The 24,724-nt window shown below is 70.7% G+C and carries 20 protein-coding genes; 17 read left to right on the top strand and 3 right to left on the bottom strand.

Going from position 1 to position 24,724, the window contains the following annotated elements; all coding sequences use genetic code 11:
• The first annotated feature begins 74 nt into the window (after positions 1-74).
• From ACK4HH_RS12030 to ACK4HH_RS12040, 3 genes are all read left to right on the top strand, one after another.
• Positions 75-1,712, top strand: coding sequence for a transglutaminase-like domain-containing protein (locus tag ACK4HH_RS12030; protein WP_409652242.1), 1,638 nt, complete (start codon positions 75-77; stop codon positions 1,710-1,712).
• Positions 1,712-2,794: a zinc-ribbon domain-containing protein gene (locus tag ACK4HH_RS12035; protein ID WP_409652291.1), complete on the top strand. Its 1,083-nt coding sequence runs from the start codon at positions 1,712-1,714 to the stop codon at positions 2,792-2,794. The genes ACK4HH_RS12030 and ACK4HH_RS12035 overlap by 1 nt, the downstream gene beginning before the upstream one ends.
• Before the next feature lie 95 nt (positions 2,795-2,889).
• Positions 2,890-5,556, top strand: a complete 2,667-nt coding sequence (locus ACK4HH_RS12040; RefSeq protein WP_409652245.1) for an FtsK/SpoIIIE domain-containing protein — start codon at positions 2,890-2,892, stop codon at positions 5,554-5,556.
• A 66-nt stretch (positions 5,557-5,622) separates the two neighbouring features.
• Here ACK4HH_RS12040 and ald read toward each other — a convergent pair whose 3' ends face one another.
• Entirely contained in the window at positions 5,623-6,738 is a 1,116-nt protein-coding gene (gene ald, locus ACK4HH_RS12045) for an alanine dehydrogenase (RefSeq protein WP_409652247.1), read from the bottom strand.
• Between the two features lie 255 nt (positions 6,739-6,993).
• Between ald and ACK4HH_RS12050 the strand changes: the two genes are divergently transcribed.
• From ACK4HH_RS12050 to ACK4HH_RS12065, 4 genes are read left to right on the top strand one after another with little or no spacing between them, the layout of a single operon-like run.
• Positions 6,994-8,202 carry a PotD/PotF family extracellular solute-binding protein gene (locus tag ACK4HH_RS12050; protein ID WP_409652250.1) on the top strand — a complete coding sequence of 403 codons (1,209 nt, stop codon included), beginning with the start codon at positions 6,994-6,996 and terminating at the stop codon, positions 8,200-8,202.
• Positions 8,203-8,231: 29 nt separating this feature from the next.
• Positions 8,232-9,452, top strand: coding sequence for an ABC transporter ATP-binding protein (locus tag ACK4HH_RS12055; RefSeq protein WP_409652253.1), 1,221 nt, complete (start codon positions 8,232-8,234; stop codon positions 9,450-9,452).
• Between the two features lie 3 nt (positions 9,453-9,455).
• A complete protein-coding gene (locus ACK4HH_RS12060) occupies positions 9,456-10,367 on the top strand; it encodes an ABC transporter permease (protein ID WP_409652255.1) in 912 nt (303 codons plus the stop codon).
• 38 nt (positions 10,368-10,405) lie between these two features.
• Positions 10,406-11,161 (top strand): ABC transporter permease, encoded by a 756-nt coding sequence (locus ACK4HH_RS12065; protein WP_409652293.1) that lies wholly within the window; start codon positions 10,406-10,408, stop codon positions 11,159-11,161.
• 26 nt (positions 11,162-11,187) lie between these two features.
• Here the strand turns inward: ACK4HH_RS12065 and ACK4HH_RS12070 are convergent, their stop codons facing one another.
• Both ACK4HH_RS12070 and gabT read right to left on the bottom strand, forming a co-directional pair.
• Positions 11,188-12,168: an asparaginase gene (locus ACK4HH_RS12070; RefSeq protein ID WP_409652258.1), complete on the bottom strand. Its 981-nt coding sequence runs from the start codon at positions 12,166-12,168 to the stop codon at positions 11,188-11,190.
• An 8-nt stretch (positions 12,169-12,176) separates the two neighbouring features.
• The gene (gene gabT, locus ACK4HH_RS12075) at positions 12,177-13,550 is read right to left on the bottom strand and encodes a 4-aminobutyrate--2-oxoglutarate transaminase (RefSeq protein ID WP_409652261.1); all 1,374 of its coding nucleotides are present in this window, start codon (positions 13,548-13,550) and stop codon (positions 12,177-12,179) included.
• 58 nt (positions 13,551-13,608) lie between these two features.
• Between gabT and ACK4HH_RS12080 the strand changes: the two genes are divergently transcribed.
• The 10 genes from ACK4HH_RS12080 to ACK4HH_RS12125 all read left to right on the top strand — a co-directional run.
• Positions 13,609-14,094, top strand: a complete 486-nt coding sequence (locus tag ACK4HH_RS12080) for an OsmC family protein (RefSeq protein ID WP_409652264.1) — start codon at positions 13,609-13,611, stop codon at positions 14,092-14,094.
• A gap of 54 nt (positions 14,095-14,148) precedes the next feature.
• Complete coding sequence (locus tag ACK4HH_RS12085) at positions 14,149-15,096, top strand: FKBP-type peptidyl-prolyl cis-trans isomerase (protein WP_409652266.1); 948 nt, start codon at positions 14,149-14,151, stop codon at positions 15,094-15,096.
• 49 nt (positions 15,097-15,145) lie between these two features.
• The gene (gene dxr / locus ACK4HH_RS12090; protein ID WP_409652269.1) at positions 15,146-16,225 is read left to right on the top strand and encodes a 1-deoxy-D-xylulose-5-phosphate reductoisomerase; all 1,080 of its coding nucleotides are present in this window, start codon (positions 15,146-15,148) and stop codon (positions 16,223-16,225) included.
• 23 nt (positions 16,226-16,248) lie between these two features.
• Positions 16,249-17,574 carry a M50 family metallopeptidase gene (locus ACK4HH_RS12095; RefSeq protein ID WP_409652271.1) on the top strand — a complete coding sequence of 442 codons (1,326 nt, stop codon included), beginning with the start codon at positions 16,249-16,251 and terminating at the stop codon, positions 17,572-17,574.
• Between the two features lie 53 nt (positions 17,575-17,627).
• Entirely contained in the window at positions 17,628-18,776 is a 1,149-nt protein-coding gene (gene ispG, locus ACK4HH_RS12100; protein ID WP_409652274.1) for a flavodoxin-dependent (E)-4-hydroxy-3-methylbut-2-enyl-diphosphate synthase, read from the top strand.
• Between the two features lie 322 nt (positions 18,777-19,098).
• Entirely contained in the window at positions 19,099-20,862 is a 1,764-nt protein-coding gene (locus ACK4HH_RS12105) for a proline--tRNA ligase (protein WP_409652277.1), read from the top strand.
• A 133-nt stretch (positions 20,863-20,995) separates the two neighbouring features.
• Positions 20,996-22,762 (top strand): hypothetical protein, encoded by a 1,767-nt coding sequence (locus ACK4HH_RS12110; protein ID WP_409652280.1) that lies wholly within the window; start codon positions 20,996-20,998, stop codon positions 22,760-22,762.
• Positions 22,763-22,842: 80 nt separating this feature from the next.
• Complete coding sequence (gene nusA, locus ACK4HH_RS12115) at positions 22,843-23,838, top strand: transcription termination factor NusA (protein ID WP_409652283.1); 996 nt, start codon at positions 22,843-22,845, stop codon at positions 23,836-23,838.
• 13 nt (positions 23,839-23,851) lie between these two features.
• On the top strand, positions 23,852-24,130 hold the full coding sequence (locus tag ACK4HH_RS12120) for a YlxR family protein (RefSeq protein WP_409652286.1): 279 nt from the start codon (positions 23,852-23,854) through the stop codon (positions 24,128-24,130).
• Positions 24,131-24,163: 33 nt separating this feature from the next.
• Positions 24,164-24,724, top strand: a 561-nt coding sequence (locus tag ACK4HH_RS12125) for a translation initiation factor IF-2 N-terminal domain-containing protein (RefSeq protein WP_409652288.1), incomplete at its 3' end; no start/stop codon positions are given.

Genomic DNA, 24,724 nt, shown 5'->3' on the forward strand with positions numbered 1-24,724 from the left:
GGCTGCGCTACGTCAATTGCCCCTTTGCGCCGTTCCTCGACACGGCGGCGCAGAACGTGTGCGAGGGGCTGTAGATGGGCCCGCTGCTGCCCGTGCTGCTGCTGCTCCAGAGCGCTCCGCCCGAGGAAGCGCCCCCACCTCCCGCGCCGCCGCCGGGCGAGCGCACGGTTCTGCGCACGACCGCCGAACGCCCGTTCGATCCGCTCGACGAGCCGAGCCCCCTCGCGGCCTACCGGGCCTCGTTCGACCCCGCGATCGCCGACGACACCGCGCTCGTCGTGACGGGTGCGCCCGCGGGCGCCCGCATCCGCCTCGCCGTGCTCGACAGCTATGACGGCACCGTCTTCGCGGTCGGCAGCGACCTCGTCGACAGCGCCTCCGGGCGCTTCGTGCGCATCCCCACCCGGCGCGACCTCGCCGCGATCGACGGATCGCCCGCGAGCGTCACGGTCGCGGTGGCGCGCACCACGGGCGTCTGGCTGCCGACGATCGGCGAGTTCGGAGCGATCACCATCGCGGGCGATGACGCGGCCGATCTGCGCGACCGCTTCGTCTTCAACGCCGCGACGGGAACGGCGGCCTTCGTCGGCGGGGTGCCCGACGGTCTGCAGTACACGCTCGACGTCGTCGTGCCCGCGCGCGCGGCATCCGCACTCGGCGACGCCGTGCCCGGCGATGCCGACGTGCCGGCGATCACCGAGATCCCCGAGGCGCTCAGCACCTGGGTCGCCGACGTCGTCACGGGAACCGAGGGCTCGGGGCCGCGGCTCGACCGTGCGCTCGAGACGCTGCGGCAGCAGGGCTACCTGAGCCATGGTGTCGGCGATGACGAAGCGCCCAGCCGCTCGGGGCACTCGGTCGAGCGCATCGCCCAGCTCGTGACCGATCGGCCCATGGTCGGCGATGCCGAGCAGTACGCCGTCGCGGCCGCCCTCATCGCGCGCGAGCTCGGATTCGCCTCGCGGGTCGTGCTCGGTTTCGGGCCGATCGACGAGCCGGGCGCTGTGACGCTGCTCGAGAGCGATCGCACCGCCTGGGTCGAGATCTCGACGGCCGGTTCGGGATGGGTCGCGGTCGACGTCGTGCCCGACCGCCGCGAGATCCCGCCCACCGAGCCCGATGAGCCCGTGCCCGTCTCGCGCCCGCAGAACGCCGTTCCACCCCCCGTCGATGACCCGCCGCCGCTCGACGAGCTGGCTCCGCCTGAGATCGAGCAGCTCGATGATCCCGGCATCGACCCCTTCTGGCAGGCCGTGCTCGCCGTGCTCGCCATCGTCGGTCCCGTGCTGCTCGTGGCCGGTCTCATCGCCTCGCCCTTCGTCGTGATCGCCGCCGCGAAGGCTCGCCGGCGGCGGCGGCGTCGCTCGGCGGCCGACCCGGCGGCCCGCATCCTCGGCGGCTGGCGCGATGTCACCGATGAGGCGATCGATCTGGGAGTGCCGCTGCCGCCTGCGGCGACGCGCTCCGAGGTCGCGGCGGCGATCGGGCGACCTCAGGCTCTCGTGCTCGCGCGTGTCGCCGACCGGGCCGTCTACGCGCCCGAGGCACCCGCTTCGACCGATGCCGACCGGGTGTGGGCGACGGCGGACGCGCTGCGGGCATCCCTCGCCGAGGGACGCACCCGCCGAGAGCGGTGGCGAGCGGCGATCTCGCCGCGGTCGTTGCGCCGGTATCCTGAGCGGCGACGAACGACGGGGGGTCGGGCATCGTGATGTGCCAGCACTGCGGGGCCGCCCTGCCGCCGTTCGCCCTCTTCTGCGGCGAATGCGGCCGCTCGGTCTCGGCGCCGGCCGTCGTGCCTCGTGTCGTCGAGCGCCCGACCGCCCCCGTCACGGCACCCCTGCCCGTCACGACCCCCGGCCAGTCGGTGCTCGACGAGCTGTCGCTCGACGAGGCCGAGCGTGATGAACCAGAGCCGCTGCTTGTGCTCGACCGTCCTGCGCGCGACGATTCTGTGCGCGACGAACCCGATCCCGGGCCCGGGCGCGACGAGCCCGCCCTGCCCGCGCAGCAGACCGCACCGGATGCGGTGCCGTGGTCGGCCGATGGCCCGCTGTCGATCGACTCGCCGGCGGCGGTCGAGCCCGCTGCAGTTCACGACCTCGCACCGTGCACGGTCTGCGGTGCCGCGCGCGAGCCAGACGACCGGTACTGCGCCGAGTGCGGGTCGCCGCTGCCCGGTGACACCCGCATCATCGAGCGGCTCGTCATGGACGCGCCGCCGCCCGCGGTGACCCCGCCGCCGCTCCCCGCGGTGACCCCGCCGCCGCTCCCTGCGATGACCACGCCCCCGCGGCCCGCGGCGCCGCCGCCGGTGGTCTCTGAGGCGCCCGCCCCATCCGTTCCCGCGGCGCCGCAGCCGGTCCCGCACCTGATGGCGCAGCCCATGCCGGTGCCGGTTCCGCCTCCGACCCCGCCCGTCGCCCCCGACGTCGAGAGCACCCGCATCGTGCCGCGTGGCACGGGCGGATCGCGGTTCGTGCTGCAGTTCAGCACCGGCGAGAGCTACACCGTGCTCGGTTCGGGCCTCGCCGGGCGCAACCCGCACCCCGAGCCAGGGGAGTACGTCGACCACCTCGTCGCGATCGTCGATCCGGGGCGGTCTGTCTCGAAGACGCACTTTGAGTTCGGGCAGGAGGCCGGTGTCTTCTGGTTCAGCGATCGGCACTCGGGCAACGGATCGGTCATCCGCGAGCCGGGCGCCGAGCCGCGGCCGTGCGAGCCGGGCCGGCGCTACCCGATCGTGCGCGGCACGCGCATCGATATCGGCGAGCAGTTCGTCGTGGTCAGCTGAGCACTTCTCCTCCCCACACCGTGGCGCGAGGGCACGCGCTCGAGATGGCGTCCTCCTCTCGCGAGCGGCCCCGTATCGCGTGATGTGCTGGGCCGATGCATCGGCTGCCTCCGCTCCCCGCCGCGCCCCGACCCCCCGCGCGCACGCCGTTTCCGCTCATCGCCGTCGTCGCGCCGCTCGTGGGCGCCGTGATCATCGGACTCGTCACAGGCTCGCCGTTCGTGCTGATCTTCGCGGTACTCAGCCCGATCATCGCGATCGCGACCGTGCTCGACGGGCGTCGCCACGCTCGCCGGGCGCTGCGTGACGAGGCCGCGCGGTTCGAGCGCGAGTGCGAGCAGTACGAGCTCGCCATCACGCGAGCGCACGCCGACGAGCGCGCGGCGTTCGACGAGCGCCACCCGCGCGACTCCGGCATCGAAGTGGGAGAGCACCGAGCCATGCGCATCGGCACGGCGCCATCGGCGAGCACGACGGCACCGGATGCGCCCCCGCCGTGCGACGACCCGCAGATCGATGAGCGGTTGCGGGGAATGCTCGAGCGGGCCCGCCGGCACCCCGCACTTCCCGTGGTCGTGCCTCGCGGTCCGGTTCTGCTGCAGGGCGAGGGCATCGTCGCCGAGTCGCTCGCCCGCCGCCTGCAGCTCGAGTGCGACGTCGCCGTCGAGCGCGGCGAGCCGCAGGCACCCCGGTCGGCGATGGCGACCGTGGTGCGGGTGCTCTCAGCGACGCGCGTCCTGCTGCACGTGCCGGGTCGCGAGCCTGTCGAGGTGCGACCCGAGCTCGCGAGTCTGCGGCAGCTCGAGCAGTACGTCTCGGCGCGGTCGGCGGCGGCCACGCCCCCCGACAGCGTGCGGTGGGGCGAGCTCGATCGCGAGGGCGAGGTTGTCGACGGCGTGCCGATCGGTGTCGGTGGTCACGGCATCGTCGGTCTCGATCTCGAGCGCTCGGGGCCGCACGCGCTGGTTGGTGGCACGACGGGCAGTGGCAAGAGCGAGTTCTTGCGCACGCTCGCGCTCGGCTGGGCCGCGCGCCACCCCCCGAGTGCTCTGCAGCTGCTGCTCGTCGACTTCAAGGGCGGGGCGACCTTCGCCGAGCTCGCACGGCTGCCGCACGTCATCGGGCTCGTCACCGACCTCGACCCGCTCGTGGCCCAGCGCACGCTGCTGAGCGTCAAGGCCGAGCTGCGGCGACGCGAGCGCGTCCTCGTCGAGGCGGGGGTGCGCGACGTCGCCGATCGTCCGGGCCTGCTCGCCCGACTCGTCGTGCTCGTCGACGAGTTCGCTGCGCTGATGGATGCTTTTCCTGAGCTGCACGCCCCCTTCGCCGACCTCTCGGCACGGGGTCGCTCACTCGGCGTGCACCTCGTGCTCGGCACGCAGCACCCGGCGGGCGTCGTGCGCGATGCGGTCGCCGCGAACTGCGCCGTGCGCATCGCGTTCCGCCTCTCGACTGCAGCGGCCTCGGCGTTCATCGGCCGCGATGCGGCCGAGATCGCCGCGGCACCGCCCGGGCGCGCGCTCGTCGTGGATGCTGCGGGCGCGAGGGCGCTGCAGGTCGCGGTCGTCGACGAGGCCGACATCGCGGCAGTCGCCGCGCGCTGGGGGTCGGGGTCCGCGATCGTGTCACCATGGCTGCCGCCCCTGCCGACCCGCATCGACCACGATCAGCTCGCGTCGCTCGCTCACGATGACGGGGAGCTGCCGTGCTCGAGTGATACCGTCGATGGCCCCGATTCGCTGCCGCCCCTCGCCTTCGGCGTGCTCGACGATCCGGCCGAGTTGCGACGCCTGCCCGCGCTGTATCTGCCGACGCGCGACGGCGCACTCGCGATCGCGGGGGCGAGCCGCAGCGGGCGAACGACGACGCTGCTCGCGCTGCAGCACGCCGCCCAGCGGGCCGGGGCGTCCACGGTCGTCGTGCCGACCCTGGTCGCTGACGCGTGGCAGCTGCTCGAGCGGCTCGCCGAGCGACCACCCGCCGCCACCCTGCTGCTCGCCGACGATCTCGACCTGCTCGTCGCTGAGGCGGCCGAGCTCGGCGCCGACCTGCTGCAGCGCTGGGACTCGGCCGTGCGGGGGCTGCGTCGCGCCGGAGGCGGTGCCGCGGCCGCCGTCGGCCCCGTCTCGGCAGCCCGATCGGTGCTCGGCGCCCGGTTCGAGTCGCGAGTGCTGCTGCGAGCCGCCGACGCCGAGGATCACCAGCTCGCAGGTGCGCCCCGGGGGCTGTTCGATCGTGCGGCCCCTCCAGGGCGCGGGTGGTGGCACGACCTGCAGGTGCAGGTGCTCGATGAGGGAGGCGTTCCGCTGGCGCCGGAACCCGTGACCGTCGCACCGTGGAATCCGTCGCCCGGGGGCGATGCCCTCGTGATCACGCGCCGAGCGGCTGCGGTCGCAGCGGCGGTCGCAGCCGCGCATCCCGATCATCGCGTCGTGCGCGACCTCACCGAGCTGCGCGACCACCGTGAGCTGCGCGACCTCGTCGACCCGGCTCGTGGCGACAGGGCGGTGGCCATCGACCGGCCCGCGGGGCGGGTGTTCGTCGCTGATCCCGATGCCTGGCACGCGGCCTGGCCTGCGCTGAGCGAGGCGAAGCGCGCGACCCAGATCGTCATCGCGCACGCCGATGCCGCCGACGTGCGCGCCCTGCTCGGCCTGCGCGCGTCGCTGCCGCCGCTCGTACTCGAGCGCGGCGAGGTCTGGGTGGTGGCGCCGGGCGAGGGTGTCGAACGGCGTCGATGGAGCCCGCTCGCGGCAGGATGACGGCCGACACCGGCTCGGCCCCGGAGCAGGGTGGCGGGCGCACGGCCCGTCACCCCGCCGCCGAGATCACGCGATGGCGCTCGCGAGCGACACCGAGTCGAGGCCGTGCGCGGTCGCGACGGCGTCGTTCGTCACCGAGCCCGCGTGGGTGTTGAGTCCGAGCGCGAGCGCGGCATCGGCCTGCAGCGCGGACTGCCACCCGTGGTTCGCGATGGCGCGCACGTAGGGCATGGTCGCGTTGGTGAGCGCGTACGTCGATGTGGTCGGCACGGCGCCCGGCATGTTCGCGACGCAGTAGAAGATGCTGTCGTGCACTCGGAAGGTCGGGTCGGCGTGCGTCGTCGGCCGGGTGTCGGCGAAGCAGCCGCCCTGGTCGACGGCGATGTCGACGAGCACGCTGCCGGGCTTCATGCGCGAGACGAGGTCGTTGCTGACGAGCTTGGGGGCCTTCGCCCCGGGGATGAGCACCGAGCCGATGAGCATGTCGGCCTGCACGGCCGCCTTCTCGATCTCGTAGCCGTTCGAGGCGATCGTGCGGATGCGCCCGCTGTACAGGGCGTCGAGCTCGCGCAGGCGCTGGATGTTGGTGTCGAGCACCGTGACCTCGGCACCGAGCCCCACGGCCATCGCGACGGCGTTCGTGCCCGCGACCCCGCCGCCGAGCACGACGATGTTCGCCGGGTCGGTGCCGGGCACCCCGGGCACCAGAAGTCCCGGTCCGCCGTGGGGACGCATCATCGCGTTCGCGCCGACGATGGGGGCGAGCCGACCGGCGACCTCGCTCATGGGGGCGAGCAGCGGCAGGGCGCGCGAGGGCAGCTGCACGGTCTCGTAGGCGATCGCCGTGACGTGCGTGTCGAGCAGGGCGTGCGTGAGCTCTTTCTCGGCGGCGAGGTGCAGGTAGGTGAAGAGCAGCATTCCGGGCCGGAAGTGCGCGTACTCCGACGCGATGGGCTCTTTCACCTTGAGCAGCAGATCGGCCTCGCCCCAGGCGGTCGCGGCGTCGGCGACGATGCGGGCTCCCTGGGCGGCGTATTCGTCGTCGGTGATCGACGAACCGAGGCCCGCGCCCGCCTGCACGAGCACCTCGTGGCCGTTCGCCACCAGGTCGTGCACACCGGCGGGCGTGATCGCGACGCGGTACTCGTTGTTCTTGACCTCTGCCGGAACGGCGATTCTCATCAGTTCTCCTCGCGATGGACGCGCGACCGGGAATCGACACCGCCGCGCTGCGTTGCGGCACCAGCGTAGCGGCTCGAGGCAATGGATTCCGCACTCTTTTTTGCCTGGAAGTGCTGATTTCGTGACATTTGTGTTTCGAGATGGATGAATCGAGCGTTCAGGGGTGCGATGCGCCTATGGCGTGTGACAGTATCGTCGCACCGTCCCCGCGCGGTTCGGACACCGATGTACCGGCAATCGACTGAGGAGCACGCCATGACCCGTCCCCTTCCCGAAGACCCGATGATCCGCAGCCTCATCGCGCAGGCGAAGCGGGCGCAGCTCTCGCGCCGCACCATGCTCGCGGGCACGGGCGCCGGTGCCACCGCTCTCGCTCTCGCTGCCTGCACGACCGGCGGCACGACCGAGCTCTCGCCGGCCGAGGACCAGTCGGCCACCGACAAGACCCTCAACTGGGCCAACTGGCCGTTCTACATCGACGAGGACGACGACGGCAACTACCCGACCCTCCTGGCGTTCGAGGAGGAGTTCGGCATCGACGTCAACTACCTCGTGACGGTCGACGACAACAACTCGTACTTCGCGACGGTGCGCGACCAGCTCGCCCTCGGGCAGGACATCGGCGCCGACACCGTCTGCCTCACCGACTGGATGGTGAACCGCTGGATCCAGTTGGGCTACACGCAGCCGCTCAACAAAGACAACATCCCCAACGCCGCGAACCTCGTCGAGAGCCTGCAGAACCCGCAGTTCGACCCGGGCCGTGTGCACTCGCTGCCGTGGCAGGGCGGGTTCGCCGGCATCGCCTACAACGTCGAGGAGACCGCCGAGGTGCGCTCGGTGAGCGACCTCTGGCGCCCCGACCTGGCCGGCCGCGTCGGCGTGCTCTCCGAGATGCGCGACACGATCGGCGTCATCATGCTCGAGAACGGCGTCGACATCTCGGGCGACTTCACCGCCGACGAGTTCAACGCCGCGCTCGACATCTTCCGCACGCAGGTCGAATCGGGCCAGGTGCGCAACGTGCGCGGCAACGCCTACACCGAAGACCTGGTCAACGGCGACACCCTCGCCGCCATCTGCTGGTCGGGCGACATCACGGTGCTCAACTTCGAGGCCGGCTACGAGAAGTGGAAGTTCGTGATGCCCGAGGGCGGCGCGACGCTGTGGAACGACAACTTCCTCATCCCGATCGGCTCGCCGCGCAAGACCAACGCCGAGACGCTCATCAACTACTACTACGAGCCCGAGGTCGCCGCCGAGGTCGCTGCGTGGGTGAACTACATCACCCCCGTGGCAGGCGCTCAAGAGGCCGCGATCGCGATCGACCCCGAGCTCGCCGAGAACCAGCTCATCTTCCCGAACGCCGACACGCTCGCCCAGTCGAAGATCTTCCGCGGGCTCACGGCCCAGGAGGAGAACGAGTACCAGGCGGCCTTCCAGGCCATCCTGCTCGGCGCCTGACCACCCCCACCAGAAGGAGTACCACCGAGGTGACGAACACTGATGTTCCGCAGGGTGGATTCGCCGAGGCTGGTGCCGACCTCGAACTGGTCGGCATCACCAAGCGGTTCCCCGGCTTCACGGCGATCGAAGAGCTCGACCTGACCATTCCGGCAGGATCCTTCTTCGCGCTGCTGGGGCCCTCCGGGTGCGGCAAGACGACCACCCTGCGGCTCATCGCCGGACTCGAGGAGCCCACCGCGGGCCGCATCCTCATCGGCGGCAAAGACGTCACCGCGACGAAGGCCTACCAGCGCCCCGTCAACACGGTGTTCCAGAGCTACGCGCTGTTCCCGCACATGACGATCCTCGAGAACGTCTCGTTCGGGCTCAAGCGACGCGGCATCAAGAACGCCGAGTCGCTCGCCCACGAGGCGTTGCAGCTCGTCGAGCTCGACCACGTCGCGGGCCGCAAGCCGACCCAGCTCTCGGGCGGTCAGCAGCAGCGGGTCGCACTCGCCCGCGCGGTCGTCAACCGACCGGCGCTGCTGCTGCTCGACGAGCCCCTCGGGGCGCTCGACCTCAAGCTGCGCCGCCAGATGCAGGTCGAGTTGAAAGACATCCAGAGCGAGGTGGGCCTGACCTTCCTGCACGTGACGCACGACCAGGAGGAGGCCATGACGATGGCCGACACGGTCGCCGTCATGAACAAGGGCCGCATCGAACAGATGGGGGCGCCGCAAGCGCTCTACGAACTGCCGCACACCGCGTTCGTCGCCAAGTTCTTGGGCCAGTCGAACCTGTTCACGGGCGACGTGATCTCAAGCTCGTCGACGTCGATGGTCGTCGACGCGGCGGGCGCGAAGATCGAGGTGCCGCTGGCACGGGCCCAGCGCCACAGCGGCCACGTGACGGTCGGGGTGCGCCCCGAGAAGGTCTCGCTGCACGACGCCGAGCCGAAGGCGGCCTCGGGTCGCAACGTCATCGGCCCCGGCCGCATCACCGACGTGTCGTTCAGCGGCGTCAGCACGCAGTACGAAGTCACGGTGCCGCACCACGGCGCGATCACGGTGTTCGTGCAGAACACCTCGATCTCGTCGCTGCACCACGACGGCGACACGGTCTGGCTCAGCTGGGCCGTCGACCACGCGTTCGGGCTCGCCGACGAGGCCGAGGGCGAGCCGGTCTCGCGGTTCCACGCCGACCTCGACACGTCGATGATCGCCGTGCAGTCCCGCAAAGACCTCGAAGCGGAACTCGAGGAGGCCTAGGCCATGGCCTTCACCGCCTTCTCGAGCTCGACGGCGGCGGCAGAGCCGGTCGCCCGACGCAAGAGCCCCATCGCGCTCTTCTTGCTGCTGCCCGGCATCTTCTACCTGATCCTGTTCTTCGTCACCCCGCTCATCTCGCTCATCATCACGAGCCTGCAGGCGCCCGATCCGCTGCTCTTCGGGCAATACGTAAACGCGTTCAACTGGCAGAACTACGTGACGGTGATCGAGACCTACGGCGAGCAGGCGGTGCGCTCGGCCGGCTACGCCGCGCTCGCGACCTTCTTCGCGCTACTCATCGGCTTTCCGCTCGCCTACTTCATCGGCATCACGCTGCGGCCCTTCCCGCTACTGCAATCGCTCGCCCTCGTGCTCGTGATCGCGCCCTTCTTCATCTCGTTCCTGCTGCGCACCCTGGCCTGGAAGCAGATCTTCTCGACCGAGGGGCCTGTCTCGGGCATCCTGTCGTCGATCGGAATCCTGGGCCCGGGTGAGGCGATCACGGGGACGACCTTCTCGGTCGTGTTCGGTCTGACCTACAACTTCATCCCGTTCATGACGCTGCCGATCTACGCGACGCTCGTGTCGCTCGACCTGCGCCTGCTCGAGGCGGGCAACGACCTCTACGGCAGCCCGGCCACGACGTTCCGCACGGTGACCCTGCCGCTCTCGGCGGCGGGAGTCATGTCAGGCACGCTGCTGACCTTCATCCCGGCCGCCGGCGACTACATCAACGCCTCGCGGGAGTTCCTCGGCTCGGCCGACACGACCATGATCGGCAACGTGATCGAGACCAACTTCCTCGTGCTGCAGAACTTCCCGGCGGCAGCCGCGCTCTCGCTGCTGCTCATGGCGTTCATCCTCGTGCTCGTCGCGCTGTACGTGAAGCGCAGCGGAACGGAGGAGCTGCTGTGAGGGGCTTCGGCAAGTACGCCATCTGGGTCTACTCGGCCATGGCGTTCGTGTTCCTGCTCATCCCGATCGCCTACACGGTCGCGTTCTCGTTCAACGACTCGCGGCGCACGAACATCATCTGGACCGGCTTCACGTTCGAGAACTGGTTCACAGTGTGCGAGGCGCAGACCGTCTGCCAGGCCTTCGGCAACAGTGTGCTGATCGGTGTCGTTGCGACGCTGCTCGCCACGACCCTCGGCACCATGATCGCGCTCGCGCTCGTGCGCTACCGGTTCCGGTTCCGCAACGCCACGACGCTGTTGATCTTCTTGCCGATGACGACTCCCGAGGTCGTGCTCGGCGCCGGCCTCGCCGCGCAGTTCTTGCAGGCGGGGGTGCCGAAGGGCATCGGCACGATCATCCTGGCTCACACGCTGTTTTGCTTGAGCTTTGTCGTCGTGACAGTGCGGGCGCGGGTGGCGAGCCTCGACCCGGCGCTCGAAGAGGCCGGTCGCGACCTCTACGGCAACCCGACGCAGGTGTTCTGGCGCATTACGTTCCCGATGCTGCTGCCGGGCATCGTGGCGGCCGCCCTGTTGTCGTTCGCGCTCAGTTTCGACGACTTCATCATCACGAACTTCAACCGGGGCGCCGACGTGACCTTCCCGAGCTACGTCTACACGGCGGCGGCGCGCGGAATCCCCGCAGAGGCCAACGTCATCGCCTCGGCGGTGTTCTTCCTCGCGATCGCCCTCGTGCTCATCGCCCAGCTCACAGCGGCCGCGCGCCGCCGCCAGCTGGCGAAAGCAGGCTGACCGACGGGTGGGATTCGCGCTGCGCGTCAGTCGATGCTGACGAGCAGCGCGCCCACCTCGTCGTCGCCCGCGAGCACGCGCTCGCTCGTGAGCGCGATGAGCTCGTGCGCGAGTTCGGTCGGGATTCCGCCCGCGGCCGCGAGCAGCGCGAGCGCCACGGGCGTCGTCGCGCGCATCGAGCCGTCGAGCACCTTCACGGCCACGGCGATGCCCTCGGGCGTTCCGATGACGACGAGGCCTTCGGCGCCGAGCTTGGCGATGCCGCCGAGGCGCTCGATCACGACCGTGTTCGCGCGGCCGGGTCCGTCGATCGCCCACGGCTCGGCGCGCACGGCGGTCATGACCCGCGCGGCCTCGGGGGTCTGCCCGGCGGCGACGCGGGCGATGGCGAGGGCGAGCCCCGCGAGCGAGGTGGCGTGCAGCGGGGCGGCGCAGCCGTCGCGCCCCTCGTGGTGCACGGCCTCGCCGGTGAGCCGCTCGATGACCGCCGTAATGTGCGCCTGCACGGGGTGGTCGGGATCGAGGTAGCGGGCAGGGTCGCCGCCGACCGCGTCGCTCGCGCGCAGCATGCCGGCATGCTTGCCCGAGCAGTTCATGGTGAGGCGGCTCGGGCCGAGTCCCTGCGCCTGTCGGGCGGCGCGCTGCGGGCCGCCGAGGGGCCACTGGGCCGGGCACTGCAGGGCGCTCGAATCGCGCCCGTCGTCGCGCAGCATCCGCTCGACGACAGCGACGTGCTCGGGGCTGCCGCAGTGGCTCGCGAGCGCGAGCACGAGCTCGTCGTCGGCGAACTGCGCGCCGAGCTCGAGCAGCGCGATCGCCTGCACGGGCTTGAGGGTCGAGCGCGGGTAGATCGTGGCGCGCACGTCGCCGACCGCGCGCAGCACGCGACCGGTGGCGTCGACGATCGCGGCGGCGCCGAGGTGGCGTGACTCGATGAGCCCCGAGCGCTCGATGCGAGCCAGTTCGACGACGCCGTCGACGTCGAGCGGTCGCGCCCCGCCGGTCACGCGGCGCGTCAGGCCGAGAGGGCCGCGTCGAGCACGCCGACCGCCTCGCGCAGCAGCTCGTCGCTGATGGTGAGGGCGGGCAGGAACCGAATGACGTTGCCGTAGGTGCCCGCGCTCAGCAGCAGCACGCCCTGCTGGGCGGCGGCCGCGACGGCGCGCGAGACGATGGCGGCGTCGGGCTCGTGGGTCTCGGGGTCGACGAACTCGATCGCGAGCATCGCGCCCATGCCGCGCACATCGCCGATGCTCGGGTGCTTCGCCTGCAGCTCGAGCAGCAGGGGCTTCAGCACCGATTCGATGCGCGTCGCCGCACCGAGCAGGTCGCGCTGCTCGATCTGCTCGAACACGGCGATCGCGGCCGCGCACGCGACGGGGTTGCCGCCGTACGTGCCGCCGAGACCGCCCGCGTGCGAGCTGTCCATGATCTCGGCACGGCCCACGACGCCCGCGAGCACCATGCCGCCCGCGATGCCCTTGGCCGTCGTGATCATGTCGGGCACGAGCCCGAAGTGCTCGCTCGCGTAGTAGGCGCCCGTGCGGGCGACGCCCGACTGCACCTCGTCGGCGATGAAGACGACGCCGTTCTCGGTGCACCACTGCTGTAGCGCCACGAGGTATCCATCGGCGGGCACGATGAAGCCGCCCTCGCCCTGGATGGGCTCGGCGACGAGGCAGGCCAGGTCGGCGGCGCCGACGCGCTTCTCGAGGTACGAGATCGTGCGCGTGGCCGCCTCGGCGCCCGAGAGCCCATCGTGGAAGGGGTATGAACTGGGAGCGTGGTAGACGTTGCTCGCGAACGGCCCGAAGCCCAGGTTGTAGGGCATGGCCTTGAAGTTCATGGCCATCGTGAGGTTGGTGCGGCCGTGGTAGCCGTGGTCGAGCACGGCGACGCCCGCGCGACCGGTGTGCTTGCGCGCGATCTTGACGGCGTTCTCGAGCGCCTCGGCCCCCGAGTTGACGAGCACGACCTTCTTGGCGTGGTCGCCCGGCGTGTGCTGCACGAGCAGTTCGGCGACGCGCACGTACTGCTCGTAGGGCGTCACGGTGAAGAGCGTGTGCGTGACCTTGGCGACCTGCTGCTGCACGGACGCGACGACGGCGTCGTTGGTGTGGCCGACGCCCATGACGCCGATGCCGCCGCCGAGGTCGATGAAGTGGTTGCCGTCGACGTCGACGACGATCGCGTCGTGCGCGCGGTCGATGTAGACGGGCAGGGCGGTGCCGACGCCCGCGCTGACGACGGCCAGTCGGCGCTCGTGCAGCGACTGCGAGGCGGGGCCGGGGATGGCCGTGACGATTCGGCGCTCTTGCGCGACGGGCGCGGAGGCGTGGGCTGAGCCCTCGAATGACGGGGCTGCGGGCGCAGAAAGGGTGTCAGTCATGGTGGGATGAGTGTACTCCCGGCCCCTCGCGCGAGGCTGGGCAGACGAGGAGCCCGAGATGCACGATCAGCACGGCTACGCGGTCGAGGTGCGCTGGACGGGCAACCGGGGCGAGGGCACGGCGACGTACCGGTCGTACGGTCGCGACCACCGCATCCTGGCTGACGGCAAGCAGCACGAGATCGCGGGGTCGAGCGATCGGGTGTTCCGCGGCGATTCCGACCGCTGGAACCCCGAAGAGCTCGTGATCGCCGCCCTCGCGCAGTGCCACATGCTCAGCTACCTGCACGTCGCGGCCGTGAACGGCATTGTCGTCGTCGACTACCACGACGCCGCGAGCGGCACGCTGCAGCAAGAGGGTGATGGCGGGCGGCTCATCGAGGCGACGCTGCGACCGGTCGTGACGCTGGCCTCGCACCATGATGCTGAGGATGCGCGCCGGGCCGAGGCGCTGCACCATCGGGCGAGCGAGCTGTGCTTCATCGCGAACTCGGTGAGCTTTGCCGTGCGGCACGAACCCCGCACGCTCCGAGCGGAGTCCTAGGGGAGGCGTGGGAGGATGGGGACTTCGTGCCCGTTCCATCGTGAGGATCCTCCCGTGCGCCGCAGCTCTTCGTTCACCGCCCTCGGCCTCAGCGCCGGCCTGCTCGTCTCGCTCGCAGCGTGCGCCCCCTCGAGCACGACCGCCGACGCCGACTGCCTGCCCTCCGGTGCGGCGGCCGACGCCGTGAGCGTCGACGGCGCCTTCGGCAGCACGCCCGTCACCGAGTTCGAGGCGCCCCTGACCGCCGAGTCGACCGAGCGCCGCGTGCTCGAGGCCGGGGAGGGCGACGCCGCGGCCAACGGCGACACGATCGTCTTCGAGTACACCCTCTACAACGGCGAGACCGGCGCCGAGATCGAGACGACGGGCTTCGGAGGCGCGACCCCCGCGACCTTCACGATCGACACGGCGAGCGAGCAGTTCGTCGGCATCTCGCAGGCGCTCGAGTGCTCGACGCCCGGCAGCCGCCTGGCCATCGTCGTGCCGCCCGCCGACGGTTTCGGCGCCGAGGGCGTGCCGGCCCTCGAGCTCTCGGGCAGCGAGTCGCTGCTCTTCGTCGTCGATGTCATCGAGGTCGAGACGCCGCCTGAGCCCGTGACGCCGGGCGAGTGGACCGAGGGCGTGCCCGAGATCGACCTCGGCGCCACGCCGCCGGTCGTGACGCTTCCCGAGGGCGGTGCGCCCGACGAGCTGCTGCTCGCGGTGCTCGAGCAGGGCGACGGCGATGTCGTCGCCGCTGACTCGACCGTGCTCGTCGACTACCAGGGCACGAGCTGGCAGACCGGCGAGGTCTTCGACCAGAGCTACGGCGCCTCGCCCGCGACCTTCCCGGTGACGGGGGTCATCCAGGGCTTCTCGGCGGCGCTCGTCGGGCAGCAGGTCGGTACGACCCTCGTCGTCACGATCCCCGCCGCGCTGGCCTACGGCGACGACCCCGAGGCGCACCCGCTCGGCGGGCAAGACCTGCTGTTCCTGGTCTCGATCATCGACATCGTCTCGTAGCCCCGATCGGGGCGGGGATGCGCGCTCGCCGTCGGGCATGATGAGAACCATGCGCGACATCATCGTTCTGGGTTCCACGGGCTCGATCGGCGTGCAGGCGCTCGAGGTCATCGCCGCCAACCCCGAGCGGTTCCGCGTGGTGGGGCTCGCGGCGGGGCGCAACCGCGAGCTCGTCGAGGCCCAGGCGCGAGCCCACTTTGTGGAGCACGTCGCCCTCGGCGCCGAGGCTGCGGCCCAACTCGTGCGCGACGTGCACTGCGATGTGGTGCTCAACGGCATCACCGGGTCGGTCGGTCTCGCGCCGACCCTCGCGGCGCTGCAGGCGGGGCGCATCCTGGCTCTCGCGAACAAGGAGAGCCTGATCGTGGGCGGGTCGCTCGTCACGAGCCTCGCGGCGCCCGGGCAGATCGTGCCGGTCGACAGCGAGCACTCGGCGATCGCCCAGGCGCTGCTCGCGGGCGAACGCCACGAGGTGCGCAGGCTCGTGCTGACGGCGAGCGGCGGGCCATTCCGCGGACGCTCGCGGGCCTCGCTCGCCGGCGTGACGCCGGCCGAGGCGCTCGCACACCCGACGTGGGACATGGGCACCGTCATCACGACCAACTCGTCGACGCTCGTGAACAAGGGTCTCGAGGTCATCGAAGCACACTTGCTGTTCGATGTGCCCTACGACCGCATCGAGGTCACCGTGCACCCGCAGTCGATCGTGCACTCCATGGTCGAGTTCGTCGACGGGTCGACGATCGCGCAGTGCTCGCCGCCCGACATGCGCCTGCCGATCTCGCTCGGGCTCGACTGGCCGCACCGCGTCGCGGGCGCGGGGGCTCCGCTCGACTGGAGCACCGCATCCACCTGGACCTTCGCCCCGCTCGATGACGAGGCGTTCCCGGCGGTCGCTCTCGCCAAGCACGTGGGGGAGGCGGGCGAGACCTTCCCCGCCGTGTTCAACGCCGCGAACGAGCAGGCCGTGCACGCCTTCCACGCCGGGTCGATCGGCTATCTCGACATCGTCGACACCGTGCGCGCCGTCGTCGACCGCCACGAGCCGCTCGCGATGACGCTCGAGGGCGTGCTCGAGGCCGAGGCGTGGGCGCGCCGCGAGGCCGACGCGCGCATCGCTGCCGCTTAGGCGACGGCGCTAGAGTGCCGCTCGTGGAGTCCGTGCTGCTGTACATCGTCGGCATCCTCGTGGTGGTCGTCGGGCTCGTCGTCTCGATCGCATTGCACGAGCTCGGGCACTTCGTGCCCGCGAAGCTCTTCGGCGTGCGCGTCGGCCAGTTCATGATCGGCTTCGGGCGAACGATCGTCTCGTGGCGCCGCGGCGAGACCGAATACGGCTTCAAATGGATCCCGCTCGGCGGCTACATCTCGATGGCGGGCATGTACCCGCCCGTCGCGGGGCAGCGCGCGCGCACGGCCTCGACCGGCTTCTTCGATACGCTCGTGCAAGACGCGCGCAGCGCCTCGGCCGACACGATCCCCGAGGGCGAAGAGCACCGCACCTTCTACCGCCTGCCCGTCGGCAAGCGCATCATCATCATGCTCGGCGGGCCGTTCATGAACCTCGTCATCGCGATCGTGCTCTACGCCATCGTGCTCATGGGCTTCGGTGTCGCGCAGCCGTCGACGACGCTCGGCAGCGTCAACGAGTGCGTGCTGCCGGCGACGAGCGAGCGGCAGGAGTGCGCGGCGGGCGACCCGCTGGCTCCCGGCGCCGAGGCAGGCCTGCAGCCGGGCGACCGCATTGTCGCGATCGACGGTCAGCCGATCGAATCGTGGAATGCCGTGCTCGCGGTCGTGCGCGACGCGGCCGGCCGCTCGCTCGCCGTCGAGGTGGAGCGCGACGGGGCCGCGGTGCGCACGAGCGTCACGCCCCTGCTGACCGAGCGCTACGTCGTCGATGAGCGCGGACGCGTCGTCGAGGGTGCAGACGGCGAGGCCCTGACGCAGCAGGTCGGGTTCATCGGGATCGCTCCTGCCTACGAGACCGTGCAGCAGCCCGTCACCGCGGTGCTGCCCGCCGTGGGCGACAACATCTCGGCCGTGGTCGGCATCATCGTCAACCTGCCGCAGCGCATGATCGATGTCGCGGCGGCGGCCTTCGGCCCCGAGGAGCGCGACCCCAACGGCCCCATCAGCGTCGTGGGCGTCGGCCGTATCGCCGGCGAGATCGCGAGCATCGACACGATCCCCGTGGTCGAGCGCGTCTCGTTCCTGACCGGCCTCATCGCCTCGCTCAACGTGGCGCTCTTCGTGTTCAACCTCATCCCGCTGCTGCCGCTCGACGGCGGCCACGTCGCCGGGGCGCTGTGGGAGGGCTTGCGGCGCTGGTTCGCGAAGCTGCGCGGCAAGCCCGATCCGGGCCCGATCGACACCGCCAAGCTCGTGCCCGTGACGCTCGCGGTCGTGCTCGTGCTGGGCGTCATGAGCGCGCTGCTCATCTACGCCGACATCGTCAAGCCCATCAGCCTGTTCTAGAGAGCAGCGCTGCTGTCGAGACGAGTTCAGGCGCGGGTCGTACACTGGGCACCGTGCCCGCTGTGAATCTCGGAATGCCCAAGGTCGCTGAGACCCTCGCCCCCCGCCGCAAGACCCGCCAGATCAAGGTCGGCAAGGTCATGGTGGGCAGCGACCACCAGGTCAGCGTGCAGTCGATGACGACGACGCCGACGACCGACATCAACGCGACGCTGCAGCAGATCGCCGAGCTCACCGCGACGGGTTGCGACATCGTGCGCGTCGCCGTGCCGAGTCAAGACGATGCCGATGTGCTGCACATCATCGCGAAGAAGAGCCAGATCCCGGTCATCGCCGACATCCACTTCCAGCCCAAGTACGTCTACCAGGCGATCGACGCGGGGTGCGCCGCGGTGCGGGTCAACCCCGGCAACATTCGCAAGTTCGACGACCAGGTGGCCGAGATCGCCAAGCGGGCGAAAGACGCCGGTGTGAGCATCCGCATCGGCGTGAACGCCGGCTCGCTCGACCCGCGCCTGCTGCAGAAGTACGGCAAGCCGACCGCCGAGGCCCTCGTCGAGAGCGCGGTGTGGGAGGCGAGCCTGTTCGAAGAGCACGACTTCCACGACTTCAAGATCTCGGTCAAGCACAACGACCCGATCGTCATGGTCAAGGCCTACCGTCAGCTCGCCGAGCGGGGCGACTGGCCGCTGCACCTCGGTGTGACCGAGGCCGGCCCCGCCTTCCAGGGCACGATCAAGAGCGCCACGGCCTTCGGCATCCTGCTGAGCGAGGGCATCGGCGACACCATCCGCGTCTCGCTCTCGGCCCCGCCGGCCGAAGAGGTCAAGGTCGGGCTCAAGATCCTCGAGAGCCTCAACCTGCGCGAGCGCAAGCTCGAGATCGTGTCGTGCCCCTCGTGCGGCCGCGCCCAGGTCGACGTCTACACCCTCGCGGAGGACGTCACGAAGGGCCTCGAGGGCATGACCGTGCCGCTGCGCGTGGCCGTCATGGGCTGCGTCGTCAACGGCCCCGGCGAGGCCCGTGAGGCCGACCTCGGCGTCGCCTCGGGCAACGGCAAGGGCCAGATCTTCGTCAAGGGCGAGGTCATCAAGACCGTGCCCGAGAACGAGATCGTCGCGACCCTCATCGAAGAGGCGAACCGCCTCGCGGCGTCGATGCCGGATGCTCCCGTCGGGTCGCCCGAGGTCGTCACGGCCTGACCTGCGCGGTTCGTGAGCGGCGGTGTCCCCCTATCGGGGGACTGACCCCCGCGACAGGCCCGTCAGTACGCTGGCACCATCAGCCGGGGGAGCCGACTGAGAGCGCCGGGGGGCGGTGCGTGCGAGCCGCGAGGGTCGTTCAGGGGGGCTCTTTCGACGTGCGGGTTTCCCGTCGTGCGAGTCTTCGCGAGACGGGAAGGGCCTGCGAGCGATCCAAGCCCCCCTTGCCATCGCTCGCAGGCCTGTTTCCATTCTGGCCCCCGAACGGGGGTGGCCGCGACCGCAACGCTGACGGCATGTCGGGGCCAAGTAGTCTTGGCCGGTGACCACGCGCCTCTCCCAGCTCTTCCTCCGCACCCTCCGCGACGACCCCGCCGACGCCGAGGTCGCCAGCCACCGGCTGCTCGTGCGCGCCGGCTACATCCGTCGCCAGGCGCCTGGCGTCTTCGCGTGGCTGCCGCTCGGCCTCAAGGTGCGCCGCCGCATCGAGGCGGTCATCCGCGAGGAGATGGCGAACGCGGGTGCGCAAGAAGTGCACTTCCCGGCCCTGCTGCCGCGCGAGCCCTACGAGGCCACCGGTCGGTGGGAGGAGTACGGCGACGGCATCTTCCGGCTGAAAGACCGCCGCGGGGCCGACTACCTGCTCGCGCCGACGCACGAAGAAGTCTTCACGCTGCTCGTGAAAGACCTCTACAGCAGCTACAAAGACCTGCCGCTCGCGATCTACCAGATCCAAGACAAGTACCGCGATGAGGCCCGCCCGCGGGCTGGCCTGCTGCGGGGTCGCGAGTTCTCGATGAAAGACGCCTACTCGTTCGACTACACGGATGCCGGGCTCGACGCCGCCTACCAGGCCCAGCGCGATGCCTACGAGCGCATCTTCACGCGGCTCGGGCTCGAATACGTGATCGTGCAGGCCGACGCGGGCGCCATGGGCGGCTCGCGCAGCGAGGAGTTTTTGCACCCCATCGCGATCGGCGAAGACACCTTCGTGCGCTCGGCCGGCGGATACGCCGCCAACGTCGAGGCCTACCGGGTGCCGGTGGTCGAGCCGGTCGATGCGTCGGGGGAGCCCGCGGCGGTCATCCACGACTCGCCCGAGACGCCCACGATCGCGACGCTCGTCGCGCTCTCGAACGAGCGCTACCCGCGCGCCGACCGCCCCTGGGCGGCCAGCGACACGCTCAAGAACGTCGTGCTGCGGCTGACCCACCTCGACGGCGCGAGCGAGCTCGTCATCGTCGGCGTGCCCGGCGACCGCGAGGTCGACATGAAGCGCGCCGAGGTGGCCTTCGCTCCCGCGGCCGTCGAGGCCGCGACCGATGAGGACTTCGCCGCGGCGCCGGGCCTCGTGAAGGGCTACATCGGGCCCTGGAGCCCGAGCGGGCCCGTGCTCGGCGAGATCTCTGCCACGGGCATCCGGTACCTGCTCGACCCCCGCGTCGGCGACGGCACCGCCTGGATCACGGGCGCCAACGAACCCGAGAAGCACGTGTACCACCTCGTCGCCGGGCGCGACTTCGTGGGCGACGGACGCGTCGACATCGCCGAGGTGCGCGCGGGCGACCCCGCCCCCGATGGCAGCGGCCCGGTCGAGCTGGCGCGCGGCATGGAGATCGGGCACGTCTTCCAGCTCGGCCGCAAGTACGCCGAGGCGCTCGGGCTGCAGGTGCTCGACGAGAACGGCAAGCTCGTCACGGTCACGATGGGCTCGTACGGCATCGGCGTCACGCGCATCCTCGCCGTCATCGCCGAGAACGCGCACGACGAGAAGGGCCTGATCTGGCCGCGCGAGGTCGCGCCGTTCGACGTGCACGTCGTCGCCGCGGGGCGCGACGAGCTCGCGTACGCGGTTGCCGAGTCGCTCGTGAGCGAGCTCGACGGCCTCGGCTTCGACACCCTCTACGACGACCGGCCGAAGGTCTCTCCCGGTGTGAAGTTCGGCGACGCCGAGCTCATCGGCGTGCCGCTCGTCGTCGTGGTCGGCCGCGGGGCTGCCGACGGCATCGTCGAGTTCTGGAACCGGGCGACGGGGGAGCGCAGCGAGCTCGCGCTCGCCGACGTGGTGCCGCGTCTGCGCTCCTAGCAACCGGTCGGCACGCGGCCCCCATCGGCCGTCGAAAACATGAGCAAAGCTGCGCCCGTGAATCGTGGTCGTTGTGGCCGAGTGTGCACTAGCGTGAGCCTGAATATTTTTCGCCCCTGCTCAAGGAGCCCTCATGCGTGCTGCCCGCCCCACCCGACTGGCGGTTGCGACCGCGGCCGTCGCACTGTTCGCGATCGTCGCGACGCCCCTACCGGCGTCCGCCGCCCCTGGTGACGACGTGCTCGTCTTCTCGAACCCGAGCGTGGTCGACACCAGCCCGGGGGTCGACGGGGGCGAGTACGAGTGGATCTCGGCAGCGCTCACGGCGGGCGGCTACGACGTGGTGCCGTTCGACGGCGGCGACGGCTCTGACACCGCGTGGACGACGGCGCTGACCGACATCGAGGTCTTCGTGCTTCCCGAGCAGGAGGCGGGCGACTTCTACGACCCGACCGCTCCTCCCGCGTGGCTCTCTGAGGCGGCGAAGGATGCGCTGGTCGCCTGGGTTCGCGCGGGAGGCGTGATGCTGCAGAGCAGTGCGTGCGATCCCGTGCATGTCTCGGTGATGAGCGAGGCCGTCGGCGTCGACTACGCCGACGCCGTGGACTGTTCCGCCACCGATCCCGCGCCTCGGTGGATCGACGACGCCACGCTTCCGGCGCAGCTCGATGACGCGAACGGTACGTACGGCTTCTCCCTGACCACCATGAGTGCAGAGCAGCTCGCGCCGCTGACGGTCTGGTACGCCGGCTCCGAGCTCGATGACTGCTCGGGTGCGCTCACCGAGTCGCTCGCGGTCGGCGTGTTCACGGCCGGAAGCGGTCGCGTCGCCTTCGAAGGCTGGGACTACTTCAACGACACCGACAACGATCAGGTGTCGTGGAACCAGGTGCTGGCGTCGCTCATCGACGGCAACCCCGCTGCCTCGACGTGGGAGGCCGCGACACCGCCGGCACCCGGCGAGCCCAAGACGCCGGTGACCGCGACGGCGCCCTCGGGCGAGTGGCTGTTCACGATCAGCCCGGAGAACACCTGCGACACCGAGCACCGCGTGTTCCGGGTCGACCCGTCGACCGCTGCGGCCGCGCCCATCGCCACTGCCGAGATCGACGGCGACGCACGACAGGGCGCCTGGAACTCCGCGAACAGCCGCGGGTACTTCCCGTTCGAAGACGACGACAGCGGCGACGACCTGCTCATGATCGTCAACCCCGCGACCGGCGGGTTCGCTGAGGTCGGCGAGTTCACGACCCCCGACCTCGACTACATCGACGAGGTGTTCGGGCTCGCGATCGCCCCGGACGGCGACGCGTACATGATGGCGCAGCTCGAGATCGGCGACACGTTCTACGAACTGGCGCTCTTCTCACTGAACCTGTCGACCGGCGGATTCTCGCTCATCTCGGCGATCGACGACTCGCAGCTCGACGAGCCGAACGGCTTCGCGATCGACCCGAGCACGGGCCTCGCCTACGCGTTCGAGGAGGACTCGCACGAGTTCTTCCGCGTCGACCTCGCGACCGGAGCATTGACCGCGCTCGGTGATCTCGACGCACCGTCGCTGCAGGGCAGCTCGGACGTCACGGCGCTGCAGATCGGCACCGACGGCACCTTCTGGGCAGTCTTCGACGACTCGACCGATTCGCTGTTCGAAGACGCGGGCATGCTCGTGAGCTTCACGCTCGCCGACATCTCCGGCGGCACCATCGACGCCACCGAGCAGGGGGTCATCACCGACGACGAGATGCCCTCGTGGTCGCTGCTGCTGACGCCCTCGCTCGAGCTGCCGGCCACCGGCACCGACCCGCGCGGTCTCGTCGGTGGGGCCCTGTTGCTCATGCTGCTCGGCGGTGCTGTGCTCGGCGCGCGCGCGTTGCGCAGCCGCACCCGCTCCGTCTAGCCGTCGGGTATCGTGGGGGCTCGCACTGCGCGAGCCCCCGTTCGGCGCGCAGTCTCAACCGAATAGCGGAGGTACCCCACGTGGACATCGACCTGAGCATCCTGAGGATGATGGAGCGCGAGCGGGAGATCCCGTTCGACGAGCTCGTGCAGATCATCGAGCAGGCCATCCTCACGGCCTACCTCAAGCACACCGACCACGACGAGCCGCGCGATGCCGACCAGCCGCAGCCGCGCGTCGAGCTCGATCGCAAGACCGGTCACGTCACGGTGTACGTTCCCGAGTTCGATGACGAGGGCATGCTCATCGGCGAGGCCCCCGACAGCCCCGACGACTTCGGCCGCATCGCCGCCTTTGCGGCGAAGCAGGTCATCAACCAGCGCTTGCGCGACATCGGCGACGACCGCGTGCTCGGCGAGTTCAAGGGGCGCGAGGGAGACATCGTCGCCGGCGTCATCCAGCAGGGGCCGAACCCGCGCATGATCCACATCGACCTCGGCGCGGTCGAGGCGATCCTGCCGCCGGAAGAGCAGGTTCCGGGCGAGGAGTACACGCACGGCAGCCGCATCCGCGTCTACGTCACGAGCGTCTCGAAGGGGCTCAAGGGCCCGCAGATCACGGTGAGCCGCACGCATCCTTCGCTCGTGCGCAAGCTCTTCGCGCTCGAGGTGCCTGAGATCGCCAACGGCATCGTCGAGATCACGGCGCTCGCGCGCGAGGCGGGGCACCGCACCAAGATCGCGGTGCGCTCGCTCGAGCCCGGGGTCAACGCCAAGGGCGCCTGCATCGGCGAGCTGGGGCAGCGCGTGCGCGCGGTCACGGCCGAGCTCGGCGCCGAGAAGATCGACATCGTCGACCACAGCGACGACTTGGCGACCTTCGTGGCGAGCGCGCTCTCGCCCGCCAAGGTCTCGAGCGCGTTCGTGATCGACCCCGCCACGAAGGCCGTGCGGGCCCTCGTTCCCGACTACCAGCTCTCGCTCGCGATCGGCAAGGAGGGCCAGAACGCCCGCCTCGCCGCCAAGTTGACGGGCGCGAAGATCGACATCCAGCCCGACTCCGTCATGGAGGAGTAGGGCAGGGGGTAACATGGAACCCGTCAGAACCTGCCTCGGCTGTCGCCAGCGCGCACCGCGATCCTCCCTTGTGAGGGTAGTGGCGCGCGACGGAGCGGTCGTGGTGGATGCCCTGGCCCGGTTTCCGGGGCGGGGCGCGTGGGTGCACGGCACCCGCGACTGCGTCGAGACCGCCACCGTGCGGCGGGCCTGGGCCCGCGCGCTGCGGGTGGCGGGCCCTCTCGATGCGGCATCCGTCCTGATGACCATTTCATCGTCCGAAGAAAAGGCTGATCGGCACATGGACAACTAATGAGCGGCTCGAAATGAGTTCCGTCCAGCACTAATGGTCTGCCCCTGTCCGGGTGCAGGCCCAGACAGGAGAATTGTGGCTGCGAAACCACGCGTGCACGAGATCGCGAGCGAGCTCGGCATCGAAAGCAAGGTCGCCCTCGAGAAGCTCAAAGAGCTCGGCGAATTCGTCAAGGGACCGTCCTCGACGATCGAACCCCCCGTTGCGCGCAAGCTGCGCGCGGCACTGGAGGCCGAGGGCATCACCGCGCCCAAGGCCCCCGCGGCTCCGGCCGCCAAGGCCCCCGCGAAGCCGGCCCCGGCTCCGGCCCCCGCTCCGGCTCCCGCCGCACCCGAGCCCGAGGCCGTCGCTCCCGCGCCGCAGCCCGAGGCCCCGGCGGCGCCCACCGCGACCGACGCCGATGGCGACGGCGCCGCGCGACCGGCCGCAGCATCCGGCCAGCCCCGCCCCGGCAACAACCCCTTCGCCTCGCAGCAGGGCATGGCCCGACCGGGCACGCCCCGCCCCGGCAACAACCCCTTCTCGTCGACGCAGGGCATGCCCCGCCCCGGAGGCGGCGCGATCCCGCGCCCGAGCGCTCCGCGTCCCGGCGCC

The organism is Microcella sp. (genome assembly GCF_046296455.1).
Lineage (GTDB): Bacteria > Actinomycetota > Actinomycetes > Actinomycetales > Microbacteriaceae > Microcella.

Excerpts from the sequence above, each read along its gene's own strand:
- ACK4HH_RS12030 (WP_409652242.1), top strand. The coding sequence starts at position 75 with ATGGGCCCGCTGCTGCCCGTGCTGCTGCTGCTCCAGAGCGCTCCGCCC.
- ACK4HH_RS12080 (WP_409652264.1), top strand. The coding sequence starts at position 13,609 with ATGCACGATCAGCACGGCTACGCGGTCGAGGTGCGCTGGACGGGCAAC.
- ACK4HH_RS12065 (WP_409652293.1), top strand. The coding sequence starts at position 10,406 with ATGGCGTTCGTGTTCCTGCTCATCCCGATCGCCTACACGGTCGCGTTC.
- gabT (WP_409652261.1), bottom strand. The coding sequence starts at position 13,550 with ATGACTGACACCCTTTCTGCGCCCGCAGCCCCGTCATTCGAGGGCTCA.
- ACK4HH_RS12040 (WP_409652245.1), top strand. The coding sequence starts at position 2,890 with ATGCATCGGCTGCCTCCGCTCCCCGCCGCGCCCCGACCCCCCGCGCGC.
- ACK4HH_RS12060 (WP_409652255.1), top strand. The coding sequence starts at position 9,456 with ATGGCCTTCACCGCCTTCTCGAGCTCGACGGCGGCGGCAGAGCCGGTC.
- ACK4HH_RS12035 (WP_409652291.1), top strand. The coding sequence starts at position 1,712 with ATGTGCCAGCACTGCGGGGCCGCCCTGCCGCCGTTCGCCCTCTTCTGC.
- ald (WP_409652247.1), bottom strand. The coding sequence starts at position 6,738 with ATGAGAATCGCCGTTCCGGCAGAGGTCAAGAACAACGAGTACCGCGTC.
- dxr (WP_409652269.1), top strand. The coding sequence starts at position 15,146 with ATGCGCGACATCATCGTTCTGGGTTCCACGGGCTCGATCGGCGTGCAG.
- ACK4HH_RS12120 (WP_409652286.1), top strand. The coding sequence starts at position 23,852 with ATGGAACCCGTCAGAACCTGCCTCGGCTGTCGCCAGCGCGCACCGCGA.
- ACK4HH_RS12050 (WP_409652250.1), top strand. The coding sequence starts at position 6,994 with ATGACCCGTCCCCTTCCCGAAGACCCGATGATCCGCAGCCTCATCGCG.
- ACK4HH_RS12110 (WP_409652280.1), top strand. The coding sequence starts at position 20,996 with ATGCGTGCTGCCCGCCCCACCCGACTGGCGGTTGCGACCGCGGCCGTC.